The sequence below is a fragment of the Hanstruepera sp. CR43 genome (assembly GCF_055227665.1).
Window position 1 is genome coordinate 1172010 of sequence record NZ_CP200078.1, and the last position, 22862, is coordinate 1194871.

Annotated in this window: 24 protein-coding genes; 8 read left to right on the top strand and 16 right to left on the bottom strand. The window is 35.2% G+C overall.

Going from position 1 to position 22862, the window contains the following annotated elements; all coding sequences use genetic code 11:
* Positions 1-32: 32 nt before the first annotated feature.
* The 5 genes from paaC to ACKXGU_RS05310 all read right to left on the bottom strand — a co-directional run bounded on the left by paaC (position 33) and on the right by ACKXGU_RS05310 (position 3821).
* The gene (gene paaC, locus ACKXGU_RS05290) at positions 33-788 is read right to left on the bottom strand and encodes a 1,2-phenylacetyl-CoA epoxidase subunit PaaC (protein ID WP_463467013.1); all 756 of its coding nucleotides are present in this window, start codon (positions 786-788) and stop codon (positions 33-35) included.
* Positions 788-1078 (bottom strand): 1,2-phenylacetyl-CoA epoxidase subunit PaaB, encoded by a 291-nt coding sequence (gene paaB, locus ACKXGU_RS05295; protein WP_103051536.1) that lies wholly within the window; start codon positions 1076-1078, stop codon positions 788-790. The genes paaC and paaB overlap by 1 nt, the downstream gene beginning before the upstream one ends.
* Before the next feature lie 2 nt (positions 1079-1080).
* A complete protein-coding gene (gene paaA / locus ACKXGU_RS05300; RefSeq protein WP_463467014.1) occupies positions 1081-2037 on the bottom strand; it encodes a 1,2-phenylacetyl-CoA epoxidase subunit PaaA in 957 nt (318 codons plus the stop codon).
* A 71-nt stretch (positions 2038-2108) separates the two neighbouring features.
* Complete coding sequence (locus ACKXGU_RS05305; protein ID WP_463467015.1) at positions 2109-3182, bottom strand: 2Fe-2S iron-sulfur cluster-binding protein; 1074 nt, start codon at positions 3180-3182, stop codon at positions 2109-2111.
* Positions 3183-3251: 69 nt separating this feature from the next.
* Positions 3252-3821 (bottom strand): TetR/AcrR family transcriptional regulator, encoded by a 570-nt coding sequence (locus ACKXGU_RS05310; protein ID WP_463467016.1) that lies wholly within the window; start codon positions 3819-3821, stop codon positions 3252-3254.
* 47 nt (positions 3822-3868) lie between these two features.
* Here ACKXGU_RS05310 and ACKXGU_RS05315 point away from each other — a divergent pair, with 47 nt between their 5' ends.
* The gene (locus ACKXGU_RS05315; RefSeq protein WP_463467017.1) at positions 3869-4174 is read left to right on the top strand and encodes a rhodanese-like domain-containing protein; all 306 of its coding nucleotides are present in this window, start codon (positions 3869-3871) and stop codon (positions 4172-4174) included.
* Here the strand turns inward: ACKXGU_RS05315 and ACKXGU_RS05320 are convergent.
* The 4 genes from ACKXGU_RS05320 to alaS form a co-directional block, all read right to left on the bottom strand.
* Positions 4169-4783 carry a DUF4230 domain-containing protein gene (locus tag ACKXGU_RS05320; RefSeq protein WP_463467018.1) on the bottom strand — a complete coding sequence of 205 codons (615 nt, stop codon included), beginning with the start codon at positions 4781-4783 and terminating at the stop codon, positions 4169-4171. The two genes, ACKXGU_RS05315 and ACKXGU_RS05320, sit on opposite strands and share 6 nt — an antisense overlap.
* Before the next feature lie 430 nt (positions 4784-5213).
* Positions 5214-5636 carry a DUF6252 domain-containing protein gene (locus ACKXGU_RS05325; protein ID WP_463467019.1) on the bottom strand — a complete coding sequence of 141 codons (423 nt, stop codon included), beginning with the start codon at positions 5634-5636 and terminating at the stop codon, positions 5214-5216.
* 181 nt (positions 5637-5817) lie between these two features.
* Complete coding sequence (locus tag ACKXGU_RS05330; protein WP_463467020.1) at positions 5818-6768, bottom strand: GSCFA domain-containing protein; 951 nt, start codon at positions 6766-6768, stop codon at positions 5818-5820.
* A 36-nt stretch (positions 6769-6804) separates the two neighbouring features.
* Positions 6805-9417, bottom strand: coding sequence for an alanine--tRNA ligase (gene alaS / locus ACKXGU_RS05335; protein ID WP_463467021.1), 2613 nt, complete (start codon positions 9415-9417; stop codon positions 6805-6807).
* A gap of 130 nt (positions 9418-9547) precedes the next feature.
* On the opposite strand from alaS, the gene ACKXGU_RS05340 reads away from it, so the two are divergent.
* From ACKXGU_RS05340 to ACKXGU_RS05360, 5 genes are all read left to right on the top strand, one after another.
* Positions 9548-10519, top strand: a complete 972-nt coding sequence (locus ACKXGU_RS05340; RefSeq protein ID WP_463467022.1) for a M23 family metallopeptidase — start codon at positions 9548-9550, stop codon at positions 10517-10519.
* Positions 10519-10848: a MerR family transcriptional regulator gene (locus ACKXGU_RS05345; RefSeq protein WP_463467023.1), complete on the top strand. Its 330-nt coding sequence runs from the start codon at positions 10519-10521 to the stop codon at positions 10846-10848. The genes ACKXGU_RS05340 and ACKXGU_RS05345 overlap by 1 nt, the downstream gene beginning before the upstream one ends.
* Positions 10849-10915: 67 nt before the next feature.
* Complete coding sequence (locus tag ACKXGU_RS05350; protein ID WP_463467024.1) at positions 10916-11515, top strand: LemA family protein; 600 nt, start codon at positions 10916-10918, stop codon at positions 11513-11515.
* A 5-nt stretch (positions 11516-11520) separates the two neighbouring features.
* Complete coding sequence (locus ACKXGU_RS05355; RefSeq protein ID WP_463467025.1) at positions 11521-11958, top strand: TPM domain-containing protein; 438 nt, start codon at positions 11521-11523, stop codon at positions 11956-11958.
* A complete protein-coding gene (locus ACKXGU_RS05360; protein WP_463467026.1) occupies positions 11907-12785 on the top strand; it encodes a TPM domain-containing protein in 879 nt (292 codons plus the stop codon). Before ACKXGU_RS05355 ends, ACKXGU_RS05360 begins: the two co-directional genes overlap by 52 nt.
* Positions 12786-12795: 10 nt before the next feature.
* Here the strand turns inward: ACKXGU_RS05360 and ACKXGU_RS05365 are convergent, their stop codons facing one another.
* The 3 genes from ACKXGU_RS05365 to der form a co-directional block, all read right to left on the bottom strand.
* A complete protein-coding gene (locus ACKXGU_RS05365; RefSeq protein ID WP_463467027.1) occupies positions 12796-15162 on the bottom strand; it encodes an outer membrane beta-barrel protein in 2367 nt (788 codons plus the stop codon).
* Positions 15138-15602 (bottom strand): carboxypeptidase-like regulatory domain-containing protein, encoded by a 465-nt coding sequence (locus ACKXGU_RS05370; protein ID WP_463467028.1) that lies wholly within the window; start codon positions 15600-15602, stop codon positions 15138-15140. Before ACKXGU_RS05370 ends, ACKXGU_RS05365 begins: the two co-directional genes overlap by 25 nt.
* 91 nt (positions 15603-15693) lie before the next feature.
* Positions 15694-16998 (bottom strand): ribosome biogenesis GTPase Der, encoded by a 1305-nt coding sequence (gene der, locus ACKXGU_RS05375; RefSeq protein ID WP_463467029.1) that lies wholly within the window; start codon positions 16996-16998, stop codon positions 15694-15696.
* 108 nt (positions 16999-17106) lie between these two features.
* On the opposite strand from der, the gene ACKXGU_RS05380 reads away from it, so the two are divergent.
* A complete protein-coding gene (locus ACKXGU_RS05380) occupies positions 17107-17613 on the top strand; it encodes a GTP-binding protein (RefSeq protein ID WP_103051553.1) in 507 nt (168 codons plus the stop codon).
* Between the two features lie 51 nt (positions 17614-17664).
* Here ACKXGU_RS05380 and ACKXGU_RS05385 read toward each other — a convergent pair whose 3' ends face one another.
* The 3 genes from ACKXGU_RS05385 to ACKXGU_RS05395 all read right to left on the bottom strand — a co-directional run bounded on the left by ACKXGU_RS05385 (position 17665) and on the right by ACKXGU_RS05395 (position 20640).
* Entirely contained in the window at positions 17665-19200 is a 1536-nt protein-coding gene (locus ACKXGU_RS05385; protein WP_463467030.1) for a choice-of-anchor I family protein, read from the bottom strand.
* Positions 19201-19284: 84 nt separating this feature from the next.
* Positions 19285-20163: a GTPase Era gene (gene era, locus ACKXGU_RS05390; RefSeq protein WP_463467031.1), complete on the bottom strand. Its 879-nt coding sequence runs from the start codon at positions 20161-20163 to the stop codon at positions 19285-19287.
* 18 nt (positions 20164-20181) lie between these two features.
* On the bottom strand, positions 20182-20640 hold the full coding sequence (locus ACKXGU_RS05395; RefSeq protein ID WP_463467032.1) for an RNA methyltransferase: 459 nt from the start codon (positions 20638-20640) through the stop codon (positions 20182-20184).
* A gap of 325 nt (positions 20641-20965) precedes the next feature.
* Between ACKXGU_RS05395 and ACKXGU_RS05400 the strand changes: the two genes are divergently transcribed.
* Positions 20966-21976, top strand: a complete 1011-nt coding sequence (locus ACKXGU_RS05400; protein ID WP_463467033.1) for a T9SS type A sorting domain-containing protein — start codon at positions 20966-20968, stop codon at positions 21974-21976.
* Positions 21977-22242: 266 nt separating this feature from the next.
* Here ACKXGU_RS05400 and ACKXGU_RS05405 read toward each other — a convergent pair whose 3' ends face one another.
* On the bottom strand, positions 22243-22731 hold the full coding sequence (locus tag ACKXGU_RS05405; RefSeq protein WP_463467034.1) for an Lrp/AsnC family transcriptional regulator: 489 nt from the start codon (positions 22729-22731) through the stop codon (positions 22243-22245).
* Positions 22732-22862 lie beyond the last annotated feature (131 nt).

Here is a 22862-nt window from a genome sequence, read left to right on the forward strand (position 1 = left end):
TTTATAAGATTCCTGTATACACAGGAATTTGGTTACCATTCCATATTGGGATATGCCCGTTGCATATATTGTAATTCTGCCAATAAATAGCCTAAATGTTCGGTGTGAATACCTTGTTTGCCGCCTTTTTGAAAATATTTGCTTTCTGGAATTTCCAAGGTAGCCTCTTCCAAGATATTTCCAACTTGATTGTAATAGTCATCTTTTAACTTCGTAACATCTACACCAATACCTTCAGCTACCATGATTTTATCGGCCTCTGTTTGATGAAACAACTCATCGGTATATGTCCATAAATCATTTATGGCCGTTTGAATACGCTCATGACTTTCTGGTGTCCCATCGCCCAAACGCTTGATCCAATCTGAAGAAAACCGCTTATGATAACTAACTTCCTTTAGTGATTTGGTTGCAATAGCCGAAAGCGTTAAATCCTGACTCTTTTCAAGTTCAGTTAGCATCAAAAAATGATAAACATCAAACAAAAATTGTCTAGCTATGGTATAGCCAAAATCGGTATTGGGCTGTTCCACTAATAACACATTCACATAATCTCGCTCTTTCCGCAGCATAGCGATATCATCTTCTTTTCGCCCATCTCCAGCAAATTTGGCAGCATATTGATAAAAGCTTCGTACTTGACCTAACAAATCCAGAGAGATATTAGTACATGCAATATCTGTTTCCAAAGTTGGGCCGTGTCCACAAAGTTCTCCCAAACGCTGACCTAAAATCAGATTATTGTCAGCAATCCCAAGGATATAATTGTATAAATTTTCGTTTTTCATTACATATGTTTTACTTCATCTGGTAAATCATAAAAAGTTGGGTGACGATACACCTTATCTTGAGCTGGTTCAAACAACTCTCCGTTGTGTTCTGGGTTTGAAGCTGTAATATGCTTTGATTCAACTACCCATATACTCACACCTTCATTACGACGTGTGTAAACATCGCGAGCATTTTCAAGAGCCATTTCTGCATCAGCCGCATGAAGACTTCCAAAATGACGGTGCTCCAATCCGTTTTTACTTCTCACGAAGACCTCCCACAGAGGCCAGTTCTTTTTATCTGACATATCTAAACCGCTTGTTTATTTTTTAATTCATTCTTTTTATCGGCATAAGCCATGGCAGCATCTCTTACCCAAGCGCCATTTTCCCAAGCATTAACTCTTGCTTTCATACGTTCTTTATTACATGGACCATGACCTTTTACCACTTGCCAAAACTCATCCCAATTGATTTCTCCAAAGTCATAACCTTGCTTGGCTTCATTCCATTTTAATTCAGGATCTGGAATTGTCAAACCTAAAATGTCGGCTTGAGGTACCGTTTGGTCAATAAATTGTTGACGCAAGTCATCATTGGTTTTTATTTTTAATTTCCAATTCATAGATTGCGCCGTATGTGGTGATTCATCATCTTTGGGACCGAACATCATTAAAGAAGGCCACCAAAAACGATTGAGCGCATCTTGCGCCATGTCCTTTTGCTCTGGTGTTCCATTAGCTAATTTTAGCATAATTTCATAGCCTTGTCTTTGATGAAAACTTTCTTCCTTACAAATTCTAACCATAGCTCTAGCGTATGGTCCATAAGATGTTCCACATAACGCTACCTGATTAATAATAGCTGCTCCATCAACCAACCAACCAATTGCTCCCATATCGGCCCATGTTAAGGCTGGATAATTGAATATGGATGAGTATTTAGCCTTACCAATGTGCAATTGATCAAACATTTCATCTCGTGAAATACCTAATGTTTCAGCTGCACTATAGAGATACAGACCATGTCCGCCTTCATCCTGAACTTTTGCCAGAAGCGCCACTTTTCGTCTTAAAGAAGGTGCTCTGGTTATCCAGTTACCCTCTGGTAGCATTCCCACAATTTCAGAATGTGCATGCTGCGATATCTGACGTATATGGGTTTGCCTGTATTTTTCAGGCATCCAATCTTTGGGTTCAATTTTATCATCACGTAAAATTCGTGCTTCAAATTGTTCTTCTAAATTTTTTATTTGTTCTTCACTCATAATACAGTATTTAGATTCCGCATCACATTTCGAGCACCTCAATGTCCGTGCGGAATGACAAGTCTTTTTATTTAAACATCGAAATCAACGACAACTTTATCTGACGTTGGTACCGCTTGGCAACTCAATACATAATTTTGAGCCACTTCTTTTTCTTCTAGGGCATAATTAATTTTCATTTCTACTGCCCCTTCCTTCACTTGGCATTTACAAGTGCTGCATACCCCTCCTTTACAAGCAAAAGGCAAATCGGCCCCTGCACCTAATGCAGCATCTAAAATATTATCGTATTCTTTGGTCATGGTAAATAAAAACTCTTTACCGCCATCAATTATGGTTACTTGAGTACCTTCAACATTTTGTTGCGAGAGGCGTTCAGCTCTTTTTATGTCTTCTTCAGTCAGCCCTTTAACAAATAACTCAAAGTGAATTAACTCTTTTGGCAAACCAGCATTGGCTAAATAATTACTCACGTAATTGACCATATCTTCCGGACCGCATAAAAACACTTCGCTAGTGTCTGGAATATCAATAAATGTTCTCGTAAGAACTTTCATTTTTTCATCATCAAAACGACCATTGAAAAGTTCTATATCACGTCTTTCTTTCGTCAGAAAATAATAGATTTCCAATCGGCCAAAGTAAGTGTTTCGTAATTGCTCCAGTTCTTCCTTAAAGATAATGGATTTTGCTGTTTTATTTACATAAAACAACTTACATGTAGAATTAGGTTCAGCTGCCAAATGTGTCTTAATCATAGACATAATTGGTGTTATACCACTGCCAGCTGCAAAAAACAAATAATTTTTAGCATTTGCGGCATTGGTTTTTACTCCAAACGCTCCACTTGGCTCCATAATATCCAGTACATCACCTTTTTTAAGGGTAGTATTAACATAGGAAGAGAATTTACCACCTGGAATTTGTTTAACAGCTACTTTCCACTCATCCTCCATAGGGCTTGAACATAAGGAGTAGGATCGTCTTAAATCTTCACCATCTATAAGCGTTCTCAAAGTTAAATGCTGACCTTGTGCGTATTTAAAAGTCTCTTTTAAATCTTCCGGGATATCAAAAGTTACTACCGAAGTATCTTTAGTCTCTTTGTAAATATCTTTAATTTTTATTTTATGAAAGTCTGCCATACAAATTAAAAAAACCATTAAACTAACACTTGTTAGTTTGCTTGACAAATTTACAAAATAATTTTCAATTTAGATGTTAATTCCGTTTATCAAGACCTTACTCAATTGAGACGAAAGTAATTGGGTATCTAAATCTTCTTTTTTAGGTATCCAAAGATACAATGAACGTAAGGTTGATAGAACCGAAAATAACATGACTTCAATATTAAGATCTACAATTTCTCCTTTATTGACACCGTCAATCAAAACATTTCTAAAGTCATTTTCGTAAGCCGCGCGCAAAGCGAGATAGTAATCTCTTTTTTCTTCTAAATGCATCCAATCATTATTCAATGATGCCATACCATAGGTATTATTAGCAGTAATATCAACATGTAACTGGACAACCTTTTCCAATTTGTCAATATTGGAAATATTCGCTTGTTTAATCTTTTGCATGCCTTCTGTGAAATCTTCAGCTAAAGAAATAATGATCTCCTTTAAAATTTCCTGTTTAGAACTAATATGATTGTAAAGACTCGCTGCTTTGATACCCATTTCTGCAGCTAAATCTCTCATAGTAACAGCACTATAGCCTTTTTCTTTAAAAAGTTTAGCCGCCGTGTTGATGATTTCTTCTCTTCTTGTTTCTTGCCTCAATTTTATATTCTAATATTTTATTGTAAATTTAAGTAAAAAGGAGGATTATGGGATTTTTAGATTTTTTGTTTGGAGCTAAAAAGAGGCAGGTACAATTTTATATGGAAAACGGTGCTGAAATTCTTGATGTGAGAACGCAACGGGAATGGGACCATGGCCATATTGAAGGTGCCAGACATATTCCTCTTAATGAATTACAAAACCATGTTGACGAACTTAAATCTTTAGAAAAGCCCTTTATAGTATGTTGTGCCAGTGGCGTGCGTTCGGCCAAAGCTGCGAAATTTTTGAATCTACACAATATTGAGGCTACTAATGGTGGCGGTTGGGTGAGCCTTAAGCGAAAATTATAGTTTTAACCCTTGAAAATCTTCTGGAAGTGATATTGGTGTTTCATGATACTTTAATGTCCAACCCAATGAATTCGTCAATATATAGAACTTGGACAATTCACTAATCAATCTGTTTTTAGCATTCTGTTTTAATTCTGACTGCTCTAGTTTTTTTAATAAAGATGCCTTGACAGTTTCTTTGATGTTATTGTAATCATCAGCCTCAAACGGGTTAAAAAAATCGGCCTGAATATCATAATACTCCAAGTCTGGACTTATTTTAATTTCTTCTTTAGGAATATCAAGAATGGTTAATGTTTTAGTAGCTTCATCAATTTTAAAAGCAATCTTGCTCAAATCATAAGCCATATAAACATCAGCATTAACAACAACCAATGCTTTTTTTTCTGAAGTAAAATATTCCCCAAAAATCTCTTTGGAGTTTTTATAATTAAACACCTCACTAAAATGACCTTCGGTAACGATTAGCTTACTGACATTATTGATCTGTTCCTGAATCAGTGATGAGCTTTCTTTCAATATGACTTGATCGCTTTCTTTATCGTTACAGTTCTTGACTATCAATAAGGTAATGAGTGTTATGATAACACCCAACAATATTTTTCTCATACCCTAAAATACATAAAAAAACAAAGCATTGGAAACTTCGACGTTGAAGTCTTACCAATGCTTAAGTCCTCCTTGATTAATAGCACTTCAAAAGTATGCTATAACTATAATAACGATGTTATTTAAAAGTTAATTAACCATTAAATCAAATTTGTAAAACAATTTTCACAAAGGAATAAACAAAAAAAACACCAATCTTAAATCGCTTTTACCCGATCTATTAAATTGATGTTTCTTTATATATTGATTAATAGCATAATAAATTTACAACTAAAAGTGGTTTCAAAATTAAATTTTCGATAAACGGCTTTTAAAAAAGATTAAGCGTAATAACTCTCTTGTCATCACGCCCAATCAACAAATCTCAACAACAAGATTCATCTTTTATCTGTTAAGATTTTAATGTTCTTATGACAAAATATCGTTTTGCTTATTGAAAATTCAAGTTAAACGAACCGTTGGTGACACTCTTTACAGTATCATCATTACTATTTTTGCAATCAAAATTAAAGGTTCCCTTAACTTTAGAATCCGTTTGTTCAGAAATATTGATTTCTCCTATAATCCCTGAATCCTGATATGGTGCCGACCACGTTTGAGTTTCTGATGGATTACTAATATTAGGCTCAATGTAAGAGGCAATAATAAATACATTGTCATCTGAAATTTCATAGCTACCAACACCTTCATAACCATTGATAACGATATTAATTGCTTGCGACTGGGTATTACCTTGTAAAACCAAAGTAGTCTGACCTCCACCAGAAGCCATGTTTGCAATTGAAGTTATTTGAAGAGAGGTAAATTGATCTCCGTTAATTTTAGCAGAAATTGTACCTGAAGCTGCTCCCACACTACCTGGATCACCTCCATCATCATTGCTTTTACATCAAGTAAGGGATACCATAGACGTTACTATAACCAGTAACATAAATTGTTTTAAAATTCTCATTGTTGATAATATTTATTGTTAATAATGGTTCAAAAATGAGATAAAATGAAAGTGAAAACAATACGATGAATTACGTATTTTTCTAAAACATGATATGAGAATATACCTCTTGTACCTTTTGTTGCTTTGCTTTTAGATCTTTGAGAAACACTTGGTACGATTCAGAATTCGGATTAAATGGTTTATGATCTAATCCTCTTTGAATAGCCTCTATATCCTTAAGTGTTGCATCGGTTTTGTTTGAAATCCATACATTTTGAAACTTCTTCCAAATATATTCTATGGCCAAGTTATTGGGATGTATCATATCATTCTTATAGAATCGATACTCGCGGAGTTCATCCATCATGATTTCATAAGAGGGGAAATAATAACTTTGATTTCTAGGTTCCACCACATTATGAATGGCAGATATTAAATGTGCTTTACTTTGTGAATTAGCCACAAAACCATCTTTTAAATGCCGCACTGGCGAAATCGTAAAAATAATCGAAACTTTCGGATTGACACTTTTTAACATAACCCTAATAGCCTCCAACGACTCTGTTATCTGATCTACCGTCAATAGTTCTTTTTCAAACTGTTTTTGTGGCACTTTATGACAGTTTGCCACTAAAGAATCCGATTCAATATGTCTATAAACCCAAGCTGTACCCAATGTAATTATGACATGGGAACACGATTTTATGAAACTTGAAGTAAGTAAAATTTGATTATTTAGAGTATTTAAAAAACTTGCTTTTGAGGCATCACTCAATTTAGAATGCGTATCAAAACAATGCCATTGTTCATTATGAAAAAAAATATCCTGCTCTTGATATTCTTTTTCATTGATAGCATTGGTAATTAATTGTTCAATGGCCAACGGATGGAATAAAATTCCGAACGGGTTTTGAAGATGTTGAAATTTATAGTAGTTGAACTTCCCCCCAATATTTTCGGCAAAACAAGATCCCAATAACGCTAGTTTAGAGTGATAATCTATTTGATTATGTGGCTCTGATTGCAACGGTATTTGGGTTTGTAGTTTCATAATATGAGATTCTGAAAAGTCTTCAGAAAGACAATTTTATGCTATATAGTTTTTCACAGCCTCTAAAGCTTCATGTATACCACTAGGATTTTTACCACCAGCAGTAGCAAAAAATGGCTGTCCACCACCTCCACCTTGAATATGCTTTCCTAACTCCCTGACTATTTGTCCAGCATTTAAGCCTTTTTCAGCTACCAATTCTTTTGAAATATAGCAGGACAACAAAGCTTTCCCATCATTTTCAGCCCCAAAAAGTAAAAACAGGTTATCATATTGACTTCCTAACTCAAAACATAAATCCTTAATGCCTGCTGCATCTAAATCAATTTGTTTGGCTAAAAATTGAATCCCGTTTACATCGGAAATTTCATTTTTCAACTCGCCTTTAATGTTTTTGGCCTTGTCTTTTAAAAGCTGTTCAATTTGCTTTTTTAAATTATTGTTCTCGTCTTGTAAGTTTTGAAGTGCTTTTACAGGTTCTTTGGCGTTATTCAACAGGCTTTTAATTTCTGATAAAACTTGGTAGCCTTCTTCAAAATAATCTTTCATGGCGTCATTAGTGATGGCCTCAATTCTTCTTATTCCAGCAGCCACAGCACTTTCTGAAACAATTTTAAAATACCAAATATCACCTGTATTATTAACATGGGTACCTCCACACAGTTCTATAGACTGCCCAAATCTTACCGTACGTACCGCATCGCCATATTTTTCGCCAAATAGTGCCATAGCACCTTCAGAAATGGCTTGTTCCATAGGCACGTTTCGCTGTTCTTGTAATGGCAATTTTCCGGCTATTCTAGCATTGACAAAGTTTTCAACTTCTTGTAATTCCTCTGTAGTTACTTTAGAGAAGTGAGAAAAATCAAATCGTAAGTATTTGGCATGTACCGCACTTCCTTTTTGTTCCACATGTGTTCCTAAAATATCACGTAATGCTTGATGCAACAAATGAGTTGCTGTGTGGTTACACTCTGTACGATAACGTTGATTGGCATCCACAACTGCTTTATGGATTTCATTTAAATGCTCTGGAAGATTTTTGACAAAATGAATAATGACGTTATTTTCCTTTTTAGTATCCAAAACATAGACCACATCACCATTGATGTCTTCCAAATATCCTTTGTCACCAACTTGCCCACCACCTTCGGCATAAAATGGCGTTAAGTTAAAGACTAACTGGTACATATCGCCATCCTTTTTTGACGTCACCTTGCGATATCTTGTGATTTTGACATTAGCTTCAAGACTATCATACCCAATAAACTCCTGTTCGGCATCATCAATTAAAACCGTCCAGTCCTCCGTACTCATTTCACTGGCCGCGCGAGAACGGTTTTTCTGTTTCTCCAATTGTTCCTGAAAACCTTGTTCATCCAATTTCAATCCCTTTTCAGAAAGGATCAAAGCGGTCAAGTCTATTGGAAAGCCATAGGTGTCATATAATTCAAAAGCTCGCTCTCCGGAAACAGTATCCCCTTTTGTGTTAGAAACAATACCATCCAACAACACCAGACCCTGATCCAGTGTTCGTAAAAATGAAGCTTCCTCTTCTTTAATCACATTTTCAATCAAATGTTTCTCCTTTTTTAACTCTGGAAAGGCCTCTCCCATCTTCTTGCTCAATACATCAACTAATCGGTAAATAAATGGGTCTTTTTGATCTAAAAAAGTAAAACTGTAACGAATGGCACGACGTAAAATTCTACGAATCACATAACCAGCACCAGTATTACTAGGTAATTGTCCATCTGCTATAGAAAATGCTACGGCACGCACATGGTCAGAAATCACACGAATAGCCACATCTACCTTCTCGTTTTTACCATAATTCTTTCCAGCAATAGTTTCAATTTCTCGAATGATAGGTGTAAAAACATCGGTATCATAATTACTTTTCGCACCTTGAAGCACCATACACAAACGTTCAAAGCCCATCCCTGTATCTATGTGCTTACTTGGTAAGCTTTCAAGTGATCCATTGGCCTTTCGATTGTATTGCATAAAAACCAAATTCCAAATTTCAACTACTTGTGGATGATCCATGTTGACTAAATCCTTTCCAGAAACTTTCGATTTTTCTTCATCAGAGCGAATATCCACGTGTATCTCACTACAGGGTCCGCATGGTCCTTGATCACCCATTTCCCAGAAGTTATCCTTTTTATTACCCATCAGGATTCTATCTTCGGAAATGTGTTCCTTCCAAAAATCATAAGCCTCTTGGTCCATAGGTAAATCGTCACCCTTGTCTCCCTCAAAAACAGTTACATACAAAATATTTTTATCAATTGTGTATACTTCTGTCAACAACTCCCAAGCCCAAGCAATAGCATCTTTTTTAAAGTAATCACCAAAACTCCAGTTACCCAACATCTCAAACAAGGTATGATGGTAAGTATCATAGCCAACTTCTTCTAAATCATTATGCTTACCAGAAACACGCAAACATTTTTGCGTATCAGCAATGCGCTTGCTTTTAGGCTCGGCATTTCCCAAAAAATACTCTTTAAAAGGCGCCATCCCAGAGTTAACAAACATCAAAGTTGGATCATCCTTTAACACCATAGGCGCTGATGGTACGATGGCATGTTGCTTGTCTTCAAAAAACTTCAAAAATTTAGAACGTATATCTTGGGATTTCATATATGAATTTGTGTTTCAGGCTTATGTTAAAATTCAGTAATGTGCTAAACTATTTTTATATTTGTTAGTTTACGTATTAGAAAAACTAATTATTCCTTATAATTAACTGCAAAAATAGTAAATTTAGCCAATGAGTAAGGTAAAATATTATTACGATTCCGAAACGCTTTCTTACCGCAAAATTGAGAAAAGAAAGGGTCGTACTCTTAAATATATATCTGTATTTCTATTGGGATCCGCTTTGTTTGGCTTTCTTACGGTATTCATTACAAGCCAATATTTGGAATCACCTAAAGAAAAAGCTTTAAAGCGTGAATTGGCCAATATGCAGTTGCAGTATGAATTATTGAATAGGAAGATGGACGAGGCCCAATTGGTTTTGGAAGACATTGCCAATAGAGATAATAATATCTACCGTCTTTATTTTGAAGCCAATCCCATACCAGATGAGCAACGCAAAGCCGGTTTTGGAGGGGTAAACCGCTACAAATATCTTGAGGGTTTTGACAATTCAAAACTAATTATAGAGAGTAGTAAACGCTTGGATATTCTTCAAAAACAAATCGTTGTACAATCAAAATCTCTTGACGAAATAGCCAAACTTGCTGAAGAAAAGGAAAAATTACTAGCTGCCATTCCCGCCATTCAACCCGTTAGAAATGAAGACTTGACTAGAATGGCTTCTGGTTACGGTATGCGAAACGATCCATTTACCAAAGTGCGAAAAATGCATTGGGGAATGGACTTTACAGCACCAAGAGGCACACCAGTATATGCTTCCGGAGATGGTGTGGTTACTCGAGCAGACAGTAATTCGGCTGGATATGGGAAACACATACGAATAGACCATGGTTATGGTTACGTGAGCCTTTATGCCCATTTATACAAATATAATGTTCGGAAAAACCAAAAAGTCAGACGTGGTGATTTAATAGGATTTGTGGGTAATACTGGACGTTCAGAGGCACCGCATTTACATTATGAGATTTTCAAGGATGATCAGCGCATCAACCCAATTAATTTCTACTATGGCAGTTTATCGCCTCAAGAATTTAATGAGCTACTGGAAAAAGCGACTTTAGAAAACCAATCATTAGACTAATGCATATTGAACTACCTGAAAAACGTTATTATGGAATTGGCGAAGTTGCCAAGGCATTTGACGTCAACACTTCATTGATTCGATTTTGGGAAAAGGAATTTGATGTTCTCAAGCCTAAAAAAAATGCCAAGGGCAATCGAAAATTCACACCAGATGATATTAAAAATTTAAAGCTTATTTATCATTTAGTTAAAGAGCGTGGCTTTACTTTAGAAGGTGCCAAAATCCATTTAAAAGAAGAAAAGCAAAAAACATTAAGCACCTTCGATATTATTAGCAAGTTAGAAGATGTCAAAGCCCAGCTCATTAAAATTAAAGAGCAACTGTAACAAAAAATTTGTTTTTACAACAAATAGATAGAACACTATTTAACACTAACATTAAAATTTAGACATTATGAAAAAATGGCTTATTCCTGTAATCATTATTGCCGTTATTGCTTTTGCACTTTATTCATGGGCAGTAGGATTTAACAATACCGCAGTAGAATATCAAGCTGATGCTAAAACAGCATGGGCAGATGTAGAAAGTTCGTATCAACGAAGAAACGATCTAATAGGCAATTTAGTTAAAACGGTTCAAGGTGCTGCCGATTTCGAACGTACCACATTACGAGAAGTTATTGAAGCACGTGCCAAAGCAACCTCCACGACCATTGATGCCAGTAATTTAACTGCTGAAAATATGGCGCAATTCCAACAGGCACAAACAGGATTAAGTGGTGCACTGTCTAAATTATTAGTATCTGTTGAACGCTATCCGGACATCAAAGCCAATCAAAACTTTTTGGAACTTCAAACCCAATTAGAAGGAACAGAAAACCGTATAAATGTGGCCAGAGATCGCTATAACGAGAGCGTGAATGTTTATGACAAACATATTTCCAAATTCCCAGGTACGTTGTTAGCCGGTATGTTCGGTTTTGATGACATGCCACGATATAAAGCCGATCCCGGTAGCGAAAATGCACCTGATGTCAATTTTGATTTTGATTAACTATTATGTCCAAAATTGAAGATTTTCTAACTGCAGAAGAGGAACAAGAAATCATTGAAGCTATTCGAACAGCCGAAAAAAATACATCGGGTGAAATACGCATTCATTTAGAAAAATCGACTAATCTTGATGTATTTGAACGCGCCAAAGAGGTTTTTCACATGCTAAAAATGGATAATACCAAGCAACAAAATGGGGTGTTGATTTATGTAGCTGTCGAAGACAAAACCTTTGTTATTTATGGTGATCAAGGCATTAATGATGTGGTTACTGGCGATTTTTGGGATAAAACCCGAGACTCGATGTTGGCGCAGTTTAAAAACGGGAATTTTAAGCAAGGGCTTATTGATGGTGTTTTAAAGGCTGGTAAAGAACTGGAAACCTATTTCCCATGGGAACATGGAGATACCAACGAACTTCCAAATACTATTTCAAAAGGTTGATAAAAACATGTAACATATTTTTCAAAGTTGTCATCCTAATCAGTTTTTTACTGATTGGTAACGGCAACTCTTTTGCTCAATTTAAAATACCTGAAAAACCAACTAAACAAACCAGCGTCTATGATTACATCAATTTACTTCCATCATCAGAAAGAAATAGACTTGAGGAAAAATTAATCAGATATTCTGACACCACCTCTACCCAAATAGTGATAGCCATAATTTCTTCAACTGATGGTGAGAACATCAACTATCTCGGTGCCCAATGGGGTCAAAAGTGGGGCATTGGTCAAGAAAAAGAAGACAATGGCGTACTAATTTTATTAGCTAAAGATGACCGTAAAATTGCTATTAATACGGGTTATGGTGTTGAGCATCTATTAACTGATGCTATGTCGAAGCGGATTATTGAACGAGATATTATACCTTATTTTAAAAATAATGATTACCCTGGCGGTTTGAATCGTGGTGTCGATGCCATTTTTGAGGTCATGACCGGGGAATATCAGGGTACAAGGCAATCTTCTTCTAATGATTTCCCAATTGGTCTATTCTTCTTTTTGTTTATTGTTTTCATAATTATACTGATAGCCATATCCAAAAATCGAAGAGGTGGTAACAATGGTGGTTCTGGTGGCAGAAAACACGACGGTATGAGTATATTAGATGCCATTATTTTAAGCAACATGGGACGCGGTGGTTATGGGCGCAGCTCTGGAGGTGGTTTGTTTGGCGGTGGTTCCAGTGGTGGCTTTGGTGGAGGTGGCTTCGGTGGTGGTTTCGGAGGCGGCGGCTTTGGAGGCGGTGGTGCTTCTGGCGGCTGGTAGCCTAAAATTTTTAATCAAAAAAGAACACATCATCTCCACCTGTTTCTCCTTTTTTACCGAGGCTATTAAATTTCCAGCTAAAACTTAACATAAAATATTGTTCCAATACCGTACTCTGTGAATCCTGAATATAATTTTGTGTAGCCGTTCTTCGGGCATTAGTATTTTGATTCAATAAATCATAAACTTTTAAGGTAACGGTGCCGTTATCTTTCAAAACGGAATAGGCTAATGTGGAATTCCAAAACCAGGCACTTTTCTGAAAACCAGCACCAATATTCGGGTTGTAATTGTATTGAATATCATTACGCCATTCAAACTTTTTAGGCAGAAATAAGGCTGTTTTGATATTCAAATCATGATACGCAAATTCCCTATCTTCAAAATCGTCTATATCGTATTGATTCTTGGTAAAAGTTATGCGATATCTTGGTCTGATTTCAAGTATGTCTTTCCATGTAAAAGTCAACCCAGCACTTGGAGATATTGACTGGACATGACTTGCATATTGTACATCATTATTAAAATTGATGTTTTTGTTTAAGTTTCCAAAAGCCCCGAATTCAAATTTAACGGTCCTTAAACTATCGACTTTGACATCCTTACTGTAACTTAAATTACCATTTATGCGGTAATTACCATCAACATTAGCATAGGTGGTTTCTCTTACAAAATTTTCATCGATAGTCGTTTTTGAAACCACTTGATTATTAATAAAATTGGCACTAAAATAACTATAAAATCCAGTGCGTTTTTGCCAATCAAAGGCGTTAACACCCAAACTTACCCAATGACTATTCGTCGGTTCCAAATCAGGATTACCTATTACGGTATTCAAAGGGTCTGTTACATTAGCAAATGGCTGTAACTGTTCCAGTTGCGGCGGATTATTATTTAAACGGTAACTTGTCCATAAAGACGCTTTGGGATTAAAGCGATAGTTAAAGCTGGCCCATGATTCTATGGCCTCAAAACGACGTTTAATATTTAATTGCGGCCTTAACAAATCGATATTTTCCAGCGTTCTAAAGATATAATCAAAGCCTGCCCTTGCTGACCATTTTTCCTTTCGATAGCTCAAACTGATTCCAGGAGCCATACTTTCATTTAAGTACTCAAAATCCGTACTTAAATCCGTATTAAAAGTAGTATAATTACCACTTCCATCGTTATCGAAAGTACTTCTTCTATTGGTGCTTTTGTCACGATTATATTCATAATCAAAGTTTATAAAAAACTCCTTCTTGATTATGGGCAAACGGTATCTGATTTCTGAATTAAAATTATTGACATTTCCCTCACCATCCGTAAACTGATCCCGAATTACCTGATCTATCAATACATAGTCCGTATTAGTGGAATCATTAGGATCTTCACCATAAACATTCGTTTGGGAAGTTAAATAATCATCGGAGGTTCGTGAGGATATCTCATTGGTTAAATTGACTCTAACAAATGCACCTTTATCTCCAAAACGTTTTGTGGTACTAATTCTATTTGTAAAATTTTTGGCGTTATTTTCAACAAATGAATTGGTATTGGATTCATTGGTCAATATTCTTTCATCGTTTAAAGATTCTTCAAATCGGCCATAGGTATTTTTACTATTGGAATATCTGAAGGATGGATCAACATTTATCAGGAATGTAGAATCTACTTCAATATCAAATCCTACATTGGCGCTATGACTATCACTATCATTATAACTACTCGATAGAGAATTTGTGTAATATCTGGAATCAGGTAATATATTTTCCCTTTGAGTAGCGGTCTTATTTTCAGAACTACTGCCAGAGTAAAAATAATCAGCTGAAATATCGGTTGTTTCACTTAACTCATCAGCGTAATTAGCACCTACATTTTGAGATTTTACAATACCTTCACCGCCTCCAAACGAACGTCCATCTATGGTAAACGATCCGTTGCTGGACATAGACATACTATAGCCGCCTCCGAACATTTTTCTTATCTCACCAAAACTAAAACCAGGCGAATTAATATTATTCCCTCCAGCCAATACACTGATTCGTTGGTCGTTATCAAAATAGTTTAGCATGCCCGCCATTTCATATCGCTCATCCGTACCACCTCCTGCAGCAACACGACCAAAAACACCTTTATTGTTTTCTTCTTTTATGGTTAGATTAATGGTTTTATTCTCACCATCAACCGTTTCACCTGTAAAGGCTTCCGATTTAGTTTTAGTATCAACTACCTGTATTTTTTCAATGATATCCTTGGTAAGGTTTTTTGTGGTGATCGTTGGATCGTCTCCAAAAAAGGGCTTCCCATTCACCAATATCTTGTTGACTTCTTTACCATTAACCCGAATTTTACCCTCATCATCCACCTCTACACCAGGCAATTGTTTGAGCAAATCCTCAACGGTTGCGTTTTCTTGGTTTTAAATGACTTTACATTAAATTCCAATGTGTCTTTTTTAATGGTTATTGGTGCAGCCGATTTAATGACTACTTCATCCAAGGCATTGGAAACTTCCATTTCAATTTCACCCAAATCAATAACCTCACTTTTTAAATCAACTTTTTTGAAATAGGTTTTATAACCCACATAGGATATAAATAGGTTAACAGATGTGTCATTGGATTTATCTTCCAATTCAAATCTTCCATCTTTATTCGTAATGGTGTAAGTGATTACAGTGCTATCCTTAACTCGCTCTACATGAACCGTTGCTGATTCCAAAGGCAAGTTTTCGTCAATTGATTTTATACTTCCAATTATTTTAAAATCTTCAGATTGCGAAAACGAAAAAGTAAGGCAAAAAAAAGTGATTACAAGAAATAGATACTTCATGTTTTTTGATTGATGGATGATTAGATTTTTTCAAAAAACGAAAGTAACTCGAATTTCGTATGAATTTTCTTAAAAAAAAGATAAAGTTCTGTTATTTTTTACGCATGTAGACACTCACCGGAACACCATGAAAGTCAAAATGTTCCCGAAGTTTGTTTTCCAAAAATCTCTTGTAAGGATCACGAACATATTGCGGTAAATTACAGAAAAACGCAAACTGCGGCTGTGGTGTTGGCAGTTGCATGATATACTTAATTTTCACGAACTTCCCTTTGTAGGCAGGTGGTGGATAGCTTTCAATGATTGGTAATAAAATTTCATTGAGCTTACTAGTCTTTATCTTTTTGGTTCGGTTATTATAAACCTCAACAGCCGTCTCAATAGCTTTAAAAATACGTTGCTTATTTAAAACTGAAATGAAAACAATTGGCACATCAGTAAAAGGTTCAATTTGGGATTTTATATATTTTTCAAATTCTTTAATGGTTTTATTGTCCTTTTCAACCAAATCCCATTTGTTCACCAAAATCACGATACCCTTTCGGTTGCGTTCTGCCAGCCAAAAAATGTTTTGCACCTGACCATCAAAACCTCTGGTTGCATCCAAAACCAACAAACAAACATCGCAATGCTCAATGGCACGAACACTGCGCATCACGGAATAGAATTCTAAATCTTCCTTGACTTTGGATTTTTTTCTGATTCCTGCTGTATCAACTAAATTAAATTCAAATCCAAACCGATTGTATTTGGTATCTATGGCATCACGTGTTGTTCCAGCTATGTCGGTAACAATATAACGGTCTTCACCTATTAACGCATTAATGAATGATGATTTTCCAGCATTGGGTCTTCCAACAACTGCAAATCGCGGCAATTCCCCTTCATTAGTTTCTTCTTTTTCTGGTAACGCAGCAACTAGTGCATCCAAAAGATCACCTGTACCACTACCATTTATACTGGCAATTGTAAAATAATCACCTAATCCCAATGAATAAAATTCAACAGCATCTTCAGCGCGTTTGGCATTATCTACTTTATTAACAGCTAAAAACACGGGTTTTTTGACTTTTCGCAGTAGTCTGGCTACATCTTCATCCATTCCAGTAACGCCAGTTTCAACATCAACCATAAATATTATAGCATCGGCTTCTTCAATGGCTATTTCAACCTGTTTATCAATTTCAGCCTCAAAAATATCATCACTCCCCTTGACATAGCCTCCTGTATCTATTAAGGAAAACTCTCTCCCATTCCAATCACTTTTCCCATAATGACGGTCTCTTGTCACACCACTTACAGCATCAACAATAGCTTCGCGTCGTTGAATTAAGCGGTTAAAAAAAGTTGATTTGCCCACATTTGGCCTTCCTACTATGGCTACAATATTGCCCATTGCTTGTTAAATTTGCTGCAAATATAATGATAACCTTATGATTTCGTTATATTTTAGTGACAACAAAAAAGGTTACTCTAGTCGATATCAAAATTAAGTCCAATAAAAATGTCCATTAACAAACAAGACATTGTATTAAGACCACGATTTAAAAAGTTATTAAATAAAAGGAACATATTTTATTTAGAACAGTTTAAACTGGCTAAAACTACCCAAAATAAATTTATTGTCTCGGTTATTGACGACCATGTCTTTTTAAAACTCCCCAAAGACAAACAACAGTTTTGGTCTCCGCAATTGCATTTGGAAATTAATGAAGACGGTGAAAAAACATCTATCCTTTATGGGGTTTTCGGCCCAAATCCAACCGTTTGGACCATGTTTATGTTTTTACACTTTTTAGTAGCTGGTTTATTTATTGCTTTTGCCATCTGGGCTTACTCCAATTGGTCATTAGACAACTCCTACAGTGTTCAATTAGGTGTGATGTTTTTATTAGTTGTGTTATGGTTTGTACTCTATTTTGCTGGTCGCATAGGTAAAGATTCCAGTAAGGAAGAAATGCACGACCTGTATGATTTTATGAATAGCATTATAGAAGAAAAGTCCAACTAAATACAGTTGAACTTTCCCTTCTTACTATCTTAAAAATATAAACTTATCAGGCTAATTTCTGTTTTCATAAATCGTGACGGTACCACTATCTTCATTGGAAACAATCAACAAATCTTTACCATTTGGGCTATCTTTTGACGGAACTGCCAACAATCCTTCCGGAGCTTCATCGCCAGGTGTCGATAAGATTGTCATAAACTCTGGAGCCGTTGGATTCGTGATATCATAAACCAAAACTTGATCGGTTCTTTCTAAACCAACAAATAATACATATTTATTACCCTTGACCTTCAACACCTCAACAGCTTCTGGTTCCGCACCCTTATCATCACTTCTTCCATCATCATCATTAAACATATCTGGTGTCAAGTTCAATGTTTGTTGTGAAATATCATTGGCACTATCATAAACCATTTGACCGTTACCATTCCAAACCGTAAATGATCGTCCACCATAACTGTAAAGTTTGTCGTAATCGCCATCGTTATCGGAATCACCTAACGTGGTGGTAATCTTTAAACGTCCTAAATTTTCATCTTCTTTCAAAAATTCAGCATCTGGAAATGCTACAGGATCTAATACGATATTATCATCTTTAATACGCGCTTCCTCACCAAAACCATCATAATCTCGCGAATCACCCTCATTGGCAGTGATAATGTAATCTGTTCCATTGACTTTTATGTATTCAATGGCATCAGGCATATAAACACCATAAACTGGCCAACTTGCTAATACTTTGGCATCATCTCGGTCGCTGACATCTATAGCATTTTCTGGCATATTAAAATCTTTAAATCCTAATGGATAAATAGCTTCAATGGTTTTGGTAAGTAAATTAACTTTCGCCACACCATTATTCTCTTGTAAGGTCACCCAGGCATAATTTGAGTTATCGGAAATAGCCACGTATTCTGGCTCAATATCTTGAGTAAAAGAGGCATTCGGACCAAATACTCGGAAACCGTTAGCTTCTAAATTTTCTTGTTGTGCTGCAAATGCATCGAAGCCTAAAGTCGTCACGTTACCAGAAACAACTTCAATTATACTTATTGTACCATCTGGATCCACGGTATACTCATCATTTGGTTCACCTTCATTAGCTGACACAATAAATTGTCCGTTTGGTGAAAAGGTAACCATATCTGGTAAGGCTCCAACTGTATAAGACGCAATTAAAGCGCTAGAATCTGTATCAAATAATAATACTGAACCAGGGTTTTGCTTGGTGTCTGCTTCAACAGCAACAGCCAATTTACCGTTATGAACAGCCACACTATTTGGCGCTCCAGATGGCAAAGCAATAGCCGGCTCTTCTACAATATTATCAAGGTCTGTTAGGTTGTAAACAGAAATTTGGGTGGATGCCACATTGACTACAAAAAGCTTTTTGTTTTTGGAATCAAATGCTGAAATCTCTGAAGCACCCTCACCACCAACATAAACGGTAGCCTTATGTTGAAAATTGACAGTTGACGAACGGAATTGATTTTCTTGATTGGTTTCAACCACGTTATCCTCTAAATTGGAACAAGAAACTATGGTTAATAAAAACGTTAAAATGGATAGATTAATTAATTTTTTCATTGGATGATTATTTAAATTCATCCAAATGTAATCTCCTATTGTAAAGTTAGCGTTACTTAAAAATAAAGGAATGTTTAGATATTACTACTGATTGTAACCAAAACGTTTCAGCTGCTGTTGGTTGCTGCGCCAATTTTTATTCACTTTAACGTATAACTCCAAATGCACCTGCTTTCCGAAGAACTTTTCCAAATCTTTTCTGGCTTCAACACCAACGCGCTTTAAGGCACTTCCCTTATGTCCAATAATAATCCCTTTTTGCGTATCTCGTTCAACCATGATAACCGATCGCATTCTAATAATATTATCTTCTTCAAAAAATTCTTCCGTGTCTATTTCAACGGCATAGGGTATTTCTTTCTTGTAATGCAATAATATTTTCTCGCGAATAGTTTCATTAACAAAAAAACGCTCCGGTTTATCGGTTAATTGATCTTTTGGATAAAATGGTGGTGACTCTGGCAATAGTTCAATAATACGATTGAATACATCCTGAACCTGAAATCCTTCTAATGCAGAAATAGCAAATATTTCAGCATTGGGTACTTTTTCAGACCATAAGGCTACTTGTGTTTCTAATTGTTCCTGATTGGAGGTGTCAATCTTGTTGAGTAAGAGTAAAACAGGAATTTTGGAATGGGTTATTTTTTTAAAAAAGGCTTCATCCTTCAATTCTTTTTCGCCTATTTCAACCATATAGATCAACACATCAGCATCGTCAAAAGCCGATTTCACAAAATCCATCATGGATTCTTGCAACTCATAAGCCGGTTTGATAATACCTGGTGTGTCCGACAAAATCACTTGAAAATCCTCACCATTGACAATACCAAGAATGCGGTGTCTTGTGGTTTGAGCTTTTGACGTAATGATGGAAAGTTTTTCACCAACAAAAGCATTCATTAAGGTTGACTTACCAACATTGGGATTCCCAATAATATTTACAAAACCAGCTTTGTGCATTTTAAAATTTTTACAAAGTTACGACCTTGGTTTGTTTATTCCCCTATCATACATGACAATACTTCCAGCAACCGATACATTTAAACTCAATTCTGAATTAAATTTTACTAAATGATGAGATTTTTCTATAGCCTGTTTAGACAAGCCATGATCTTCTGCACCGAGAAGATATACGCAACGTCTAGGATGATGAAAAGTCTCTAAAGACAGTGCATGATCACTCAACTCAACTCCTACCAGCATGGCGCCTTTGGGTAAATGACTGTAGAAATCATCAAAAGTCTCATAATGAAAATACGGCATGGCCTTAACCGCATTGTGGGTATCACAGGCTTGTTTGGCATACCGATTTCCAATAGTAAAAATAAAACTGGCTCCAAGGTTTTGAGCTGAACGCCACAGTACACCTAAATTTTCTGGGGTTTTACCATTTTGAATACCAATACCAAAGAATTCGTTATGAAAGTTGTCTACCATAAGCCAAAAATAAATAATCCACTTGATATGTGATAAATTTGAGTGCTTTTAGAGATATAAACATTTTGGGAATAAACGCAATTGTGTTTATACATCTTAAGTTTACAATTCATTAAATTTATTGTATGAAAAAACTCTTGTCTTTACTTTCCCTTTTCTATAAATAAATCCCTATAAGTTTTTAAGTTGTTTTCAAACAAAACCCATAAACAGTTATTTTGTTTAACCATTTTTTTGGATTAAGTTTATAGCTATGAATAACTATAGCTTAAAATCTTTAATTAAACATCTTTTTTTCTTAATAGCATTCTTTCCAAATTATTCGATGAATGCGCAATTAGAAACTGTTTTGACTGGATTGCGCAATCCCGCCACAATGGTTGAATATGATAATTATATTTATTTTTCTGAACGACATGCCAGCAGGATATCTAAATTTGACCCTACATCTGAAAATCCAGAAATAATACCAGTTTTAGAAAATGCCGGTGGACCCTCTGATATGTTTTTGGTAGGTTCAATACTTTATTATACTGAATTTGATGGAAATAAAATATCTAAAATAGACTTAAGTCAGAGTAATCCGGTGGTAGAGGTGGTTTATGAGAATATAATTAAACCAAATGGAATTATATTAATTGAAAACTACTTATTTTTTTCTCTGTTTTACGAAGGCACAATTTACAGATTAGATATTACAATGGATTTTCCAGTGGCTGAATTGGTAATTGATGGAACTGGTGGGACGAATGGATTTTATCATTTAGGCAACAATCTTTTTGTAGTAGCAAATGGAAATGGAATGATTTTAAGACTAGATGTCACGGATCCATCTACCAACTATTGGTATGCTTTTGAATATGCGACTGGATTGAGTAATCCTAATTTCGATATGATTGTTTATGAAAATCATTTTTATGTTTCTGAATATTCAGGTGATAGAATTTCGAAACTAGATATTTCTGAATCCAATCCAACTGCTGTCAACGTAATCAATGATATTGATGGCCCAGGTGGTCTTTTATTATTTAATGATACATTATTTATCACACAAACTGATGATAGTCAAATTGTTAAAATGAATCTCTCTGAATTGAGTGTTCCAGATCCTTACCTTGATTCCGATATTACAATATTTCCTAACCCAGTTACTGAAAATATTTTTTTTAAAAATCTAAAGTCAACTCAAAATATTTCAATTACCAATTCACTTGGTCAATGTGTTTTAAAGACAAAAGTTCATCCTAATCAGTCTTTAAATATTAGTAGTCTTGATTCAGGCATTTATTTTTTAACCTTTGAGAATTCGCTAACCTTCAAATTAATAAAGTCTTGATGATAAAAAAACTACCTAGAACAACGTGTATAGTTCCTTTAGACTTGCATAATAAAAAAGGTAGTAACTTTAGGATTGACCAAAGAGCAGGTAAATTATTATAGTTCATAGCTTTTAAAGCTACGCAATGATTAAGAACCCGCTCTTTGCTATTAATAGAATTCGAAATAGATATTAGGGACTAAGAGCCCATCATTAAGGAATTGAGCCTATTAATATTTCAATCCTCTAAAACGTATTCAAAATTATGCAAAATTCGCTTTTTATTAACCTCTTATCACACTCAAATTTAAAGGTGATAATAAATGCTTTGAAGATTGGTCATCTAGAACACTTCTAATTGCAAAGCTACTTTTTATACTGTTGATCATAGTCAATTCAGAAATACGTTCAAGAATAAAATGATTATAATCATCCATGTCTCTTAGTAATATTTTTAAATGAACATCGTAATCACCAGCAGTAAAATAGGCCTCTAATACCTCGCCAAACTTTCTTATCTCCTTTTCCAATTCCTTCAAAATTGATTTCTGATGTTCCTTTAACTTGATCTGCATAAAAACAATCAAATTCAGATCTAAAGCATCAGGTTCGATAACTGCAGAATACCGGTGAATAATTCCAGATCTTTCCATACGCTTAATTCGTTCATGAACAGGGGTTAGCGAAAGATTTACTTTTCCAGCTATCTGTTTTACAGGTTTTTTACAATCTATCACCAACTCTTTCAGTATTATTAAGTCTATTTCATCCATAATATTTTCTTTTCAATCGTACTTTATGACATAAAAATAGTATTAATCACTGCAATATACCTTAATTAGTACTTTATTTTCTTATTATTATCATTTTTAACTAGTATTTATTTTTATACTATAAGTTTGCA

Coding starts and splice junctions, on each gene's coding strand:
- ACKXGU_RS05380 (WP_103051553.1), top strand. CDS start 17,107: ATGTCCATTAACAAACAAGACATTGTATTAAGACCACGATTTAAAAAG.
- paaB (WP_103051536.1), bottom strand. CDS start 1,078: ATGTCAGATAAAAAGAACTGGCCTCTGTGGGAGGTCTTCGTGAGAAGT.
- ACKXGU_RS05400 (WP_463467033.1), top strand. CDS start 20,966: ATGAATGCGCAATTAGAAACTGTTTTGACTGGATTGCGCAATCCCGCC.
- ACKXGU_RS05305 (WP_463467015.1), bottom strand. CDS start 3,182: ATGGCAGACTTTCATAAAATAAAAATTAAAGATATTTACAAAGAGACT.
- ACKXGU_RS05405 (WP_463467034.1), bottom strand. CDS start 22,731: ATGGATGAAATAGACTTAATAATACTGAAAGAGTTGGTGATAGATTGT.
- ACKXGU_RS05355 (WP_463467025.1), top strand. CDS start 11,521: ATGTCCAAAATTGAAGATTTTCTAACTGCAGAAGAGGAACAAGAAATC.
- era (WP_463467031.1), bottom strand. CDS start 20,163: ATGCACAAAGCTGGTTTTGTAAATATTATTGGGAATCCCAATGTTGGT.
- paaA (WP_463467014.1), bottom strand. CDS start 2,037: ATGAGTGAAGAACAAATAAAAAATTTAGAAGAACAATTTGAAGCACGA.
- ACKXGU_RS05330 (WP_463467020.1), bottom strand. CDS start 6,768: ATGAAACTACAAACCCAAATACCGTTGCAATCAGAGCCACATAATCAA.
- ACKXGU_RS05340 (WP_463467022.1), top strand. CDS start 9,548: ATGAGTAAGGTAAAATATTATTACGATTCCGAAACGCTTTCTTACCGC.
- ACKXGU_RS05370 (WP_463467028.1), bottom strand. CDS start 15,602: ATGAAGTATCTATTTCTTGTAATCACTTTTTTTTGCCTTACTTTTTCG.
- ACKXGU_RS05320 (WP_463467018.1), bottom strand. CDS start 4,783: ATGAGAAAAATATTGTTGGGTGTTATCATAACACTCATTACCTTATTG.
- ACKXGU_RS05395 (WP_463467032.1), bottom strand. CDS start 20,640: ATGGTAGACAACTTTCATAACGAATTCTTTGGTATTGGTATTCAAAAT.
- ACKXGU_RS05385 (WP_463467030.1), bottom strand. CDS start 19,200: ATGAAAAAATTAATTAATCTATCCATTTTAACGTTTTTATTAACCATA.
- ACKXGU_RS05315 (WP_463467017.1), top strand. CDS start 3,869: ATGGGATTTTTAGATTTTTTGTTTGGAGCTAAAAAGAGGCAGGTACAA.
- alaS (WP_463467021.1), bottom strand. CDS start 9,417: ATGAAATCCCAAGATATACGTTCTAAATTTTTGAAGTTTTTTGAAGAC.
- ACKXGU_RS05360 (WP_463467026.1), top strand. CDS start 11,907: ATGGGAACATGGAGATACCAACGAACTTCCAAATACTATTTCAAAAGG.
- ACKXGU_RS05350 (WP_463467024.1), top strand. CDS start 10,916: ATGAAAAAATGGCTTATTCCTGTAATCATTATTGCCGTTATTGCTTTT.
- ACKXGU_RS05345 (WP_463467023.1), top strand. CDS start 10,519: ATGCATATTGAACTACCTGAAAAACGTTATTATGGAATTGGCGAAGTT.
- der (WP_463467029.1), bottom strand. CDS start 16,998: ATGGGCAATATTGTAGCCATAGTAGGAAGGCCAAATGTGGGCAAATCA.
- paaC (WP_463467013.1), bottom strand. CDS start 788: ATGAAAAACGAAAATTTATACAATTATATCCTTGGGATTGCTGACAAT.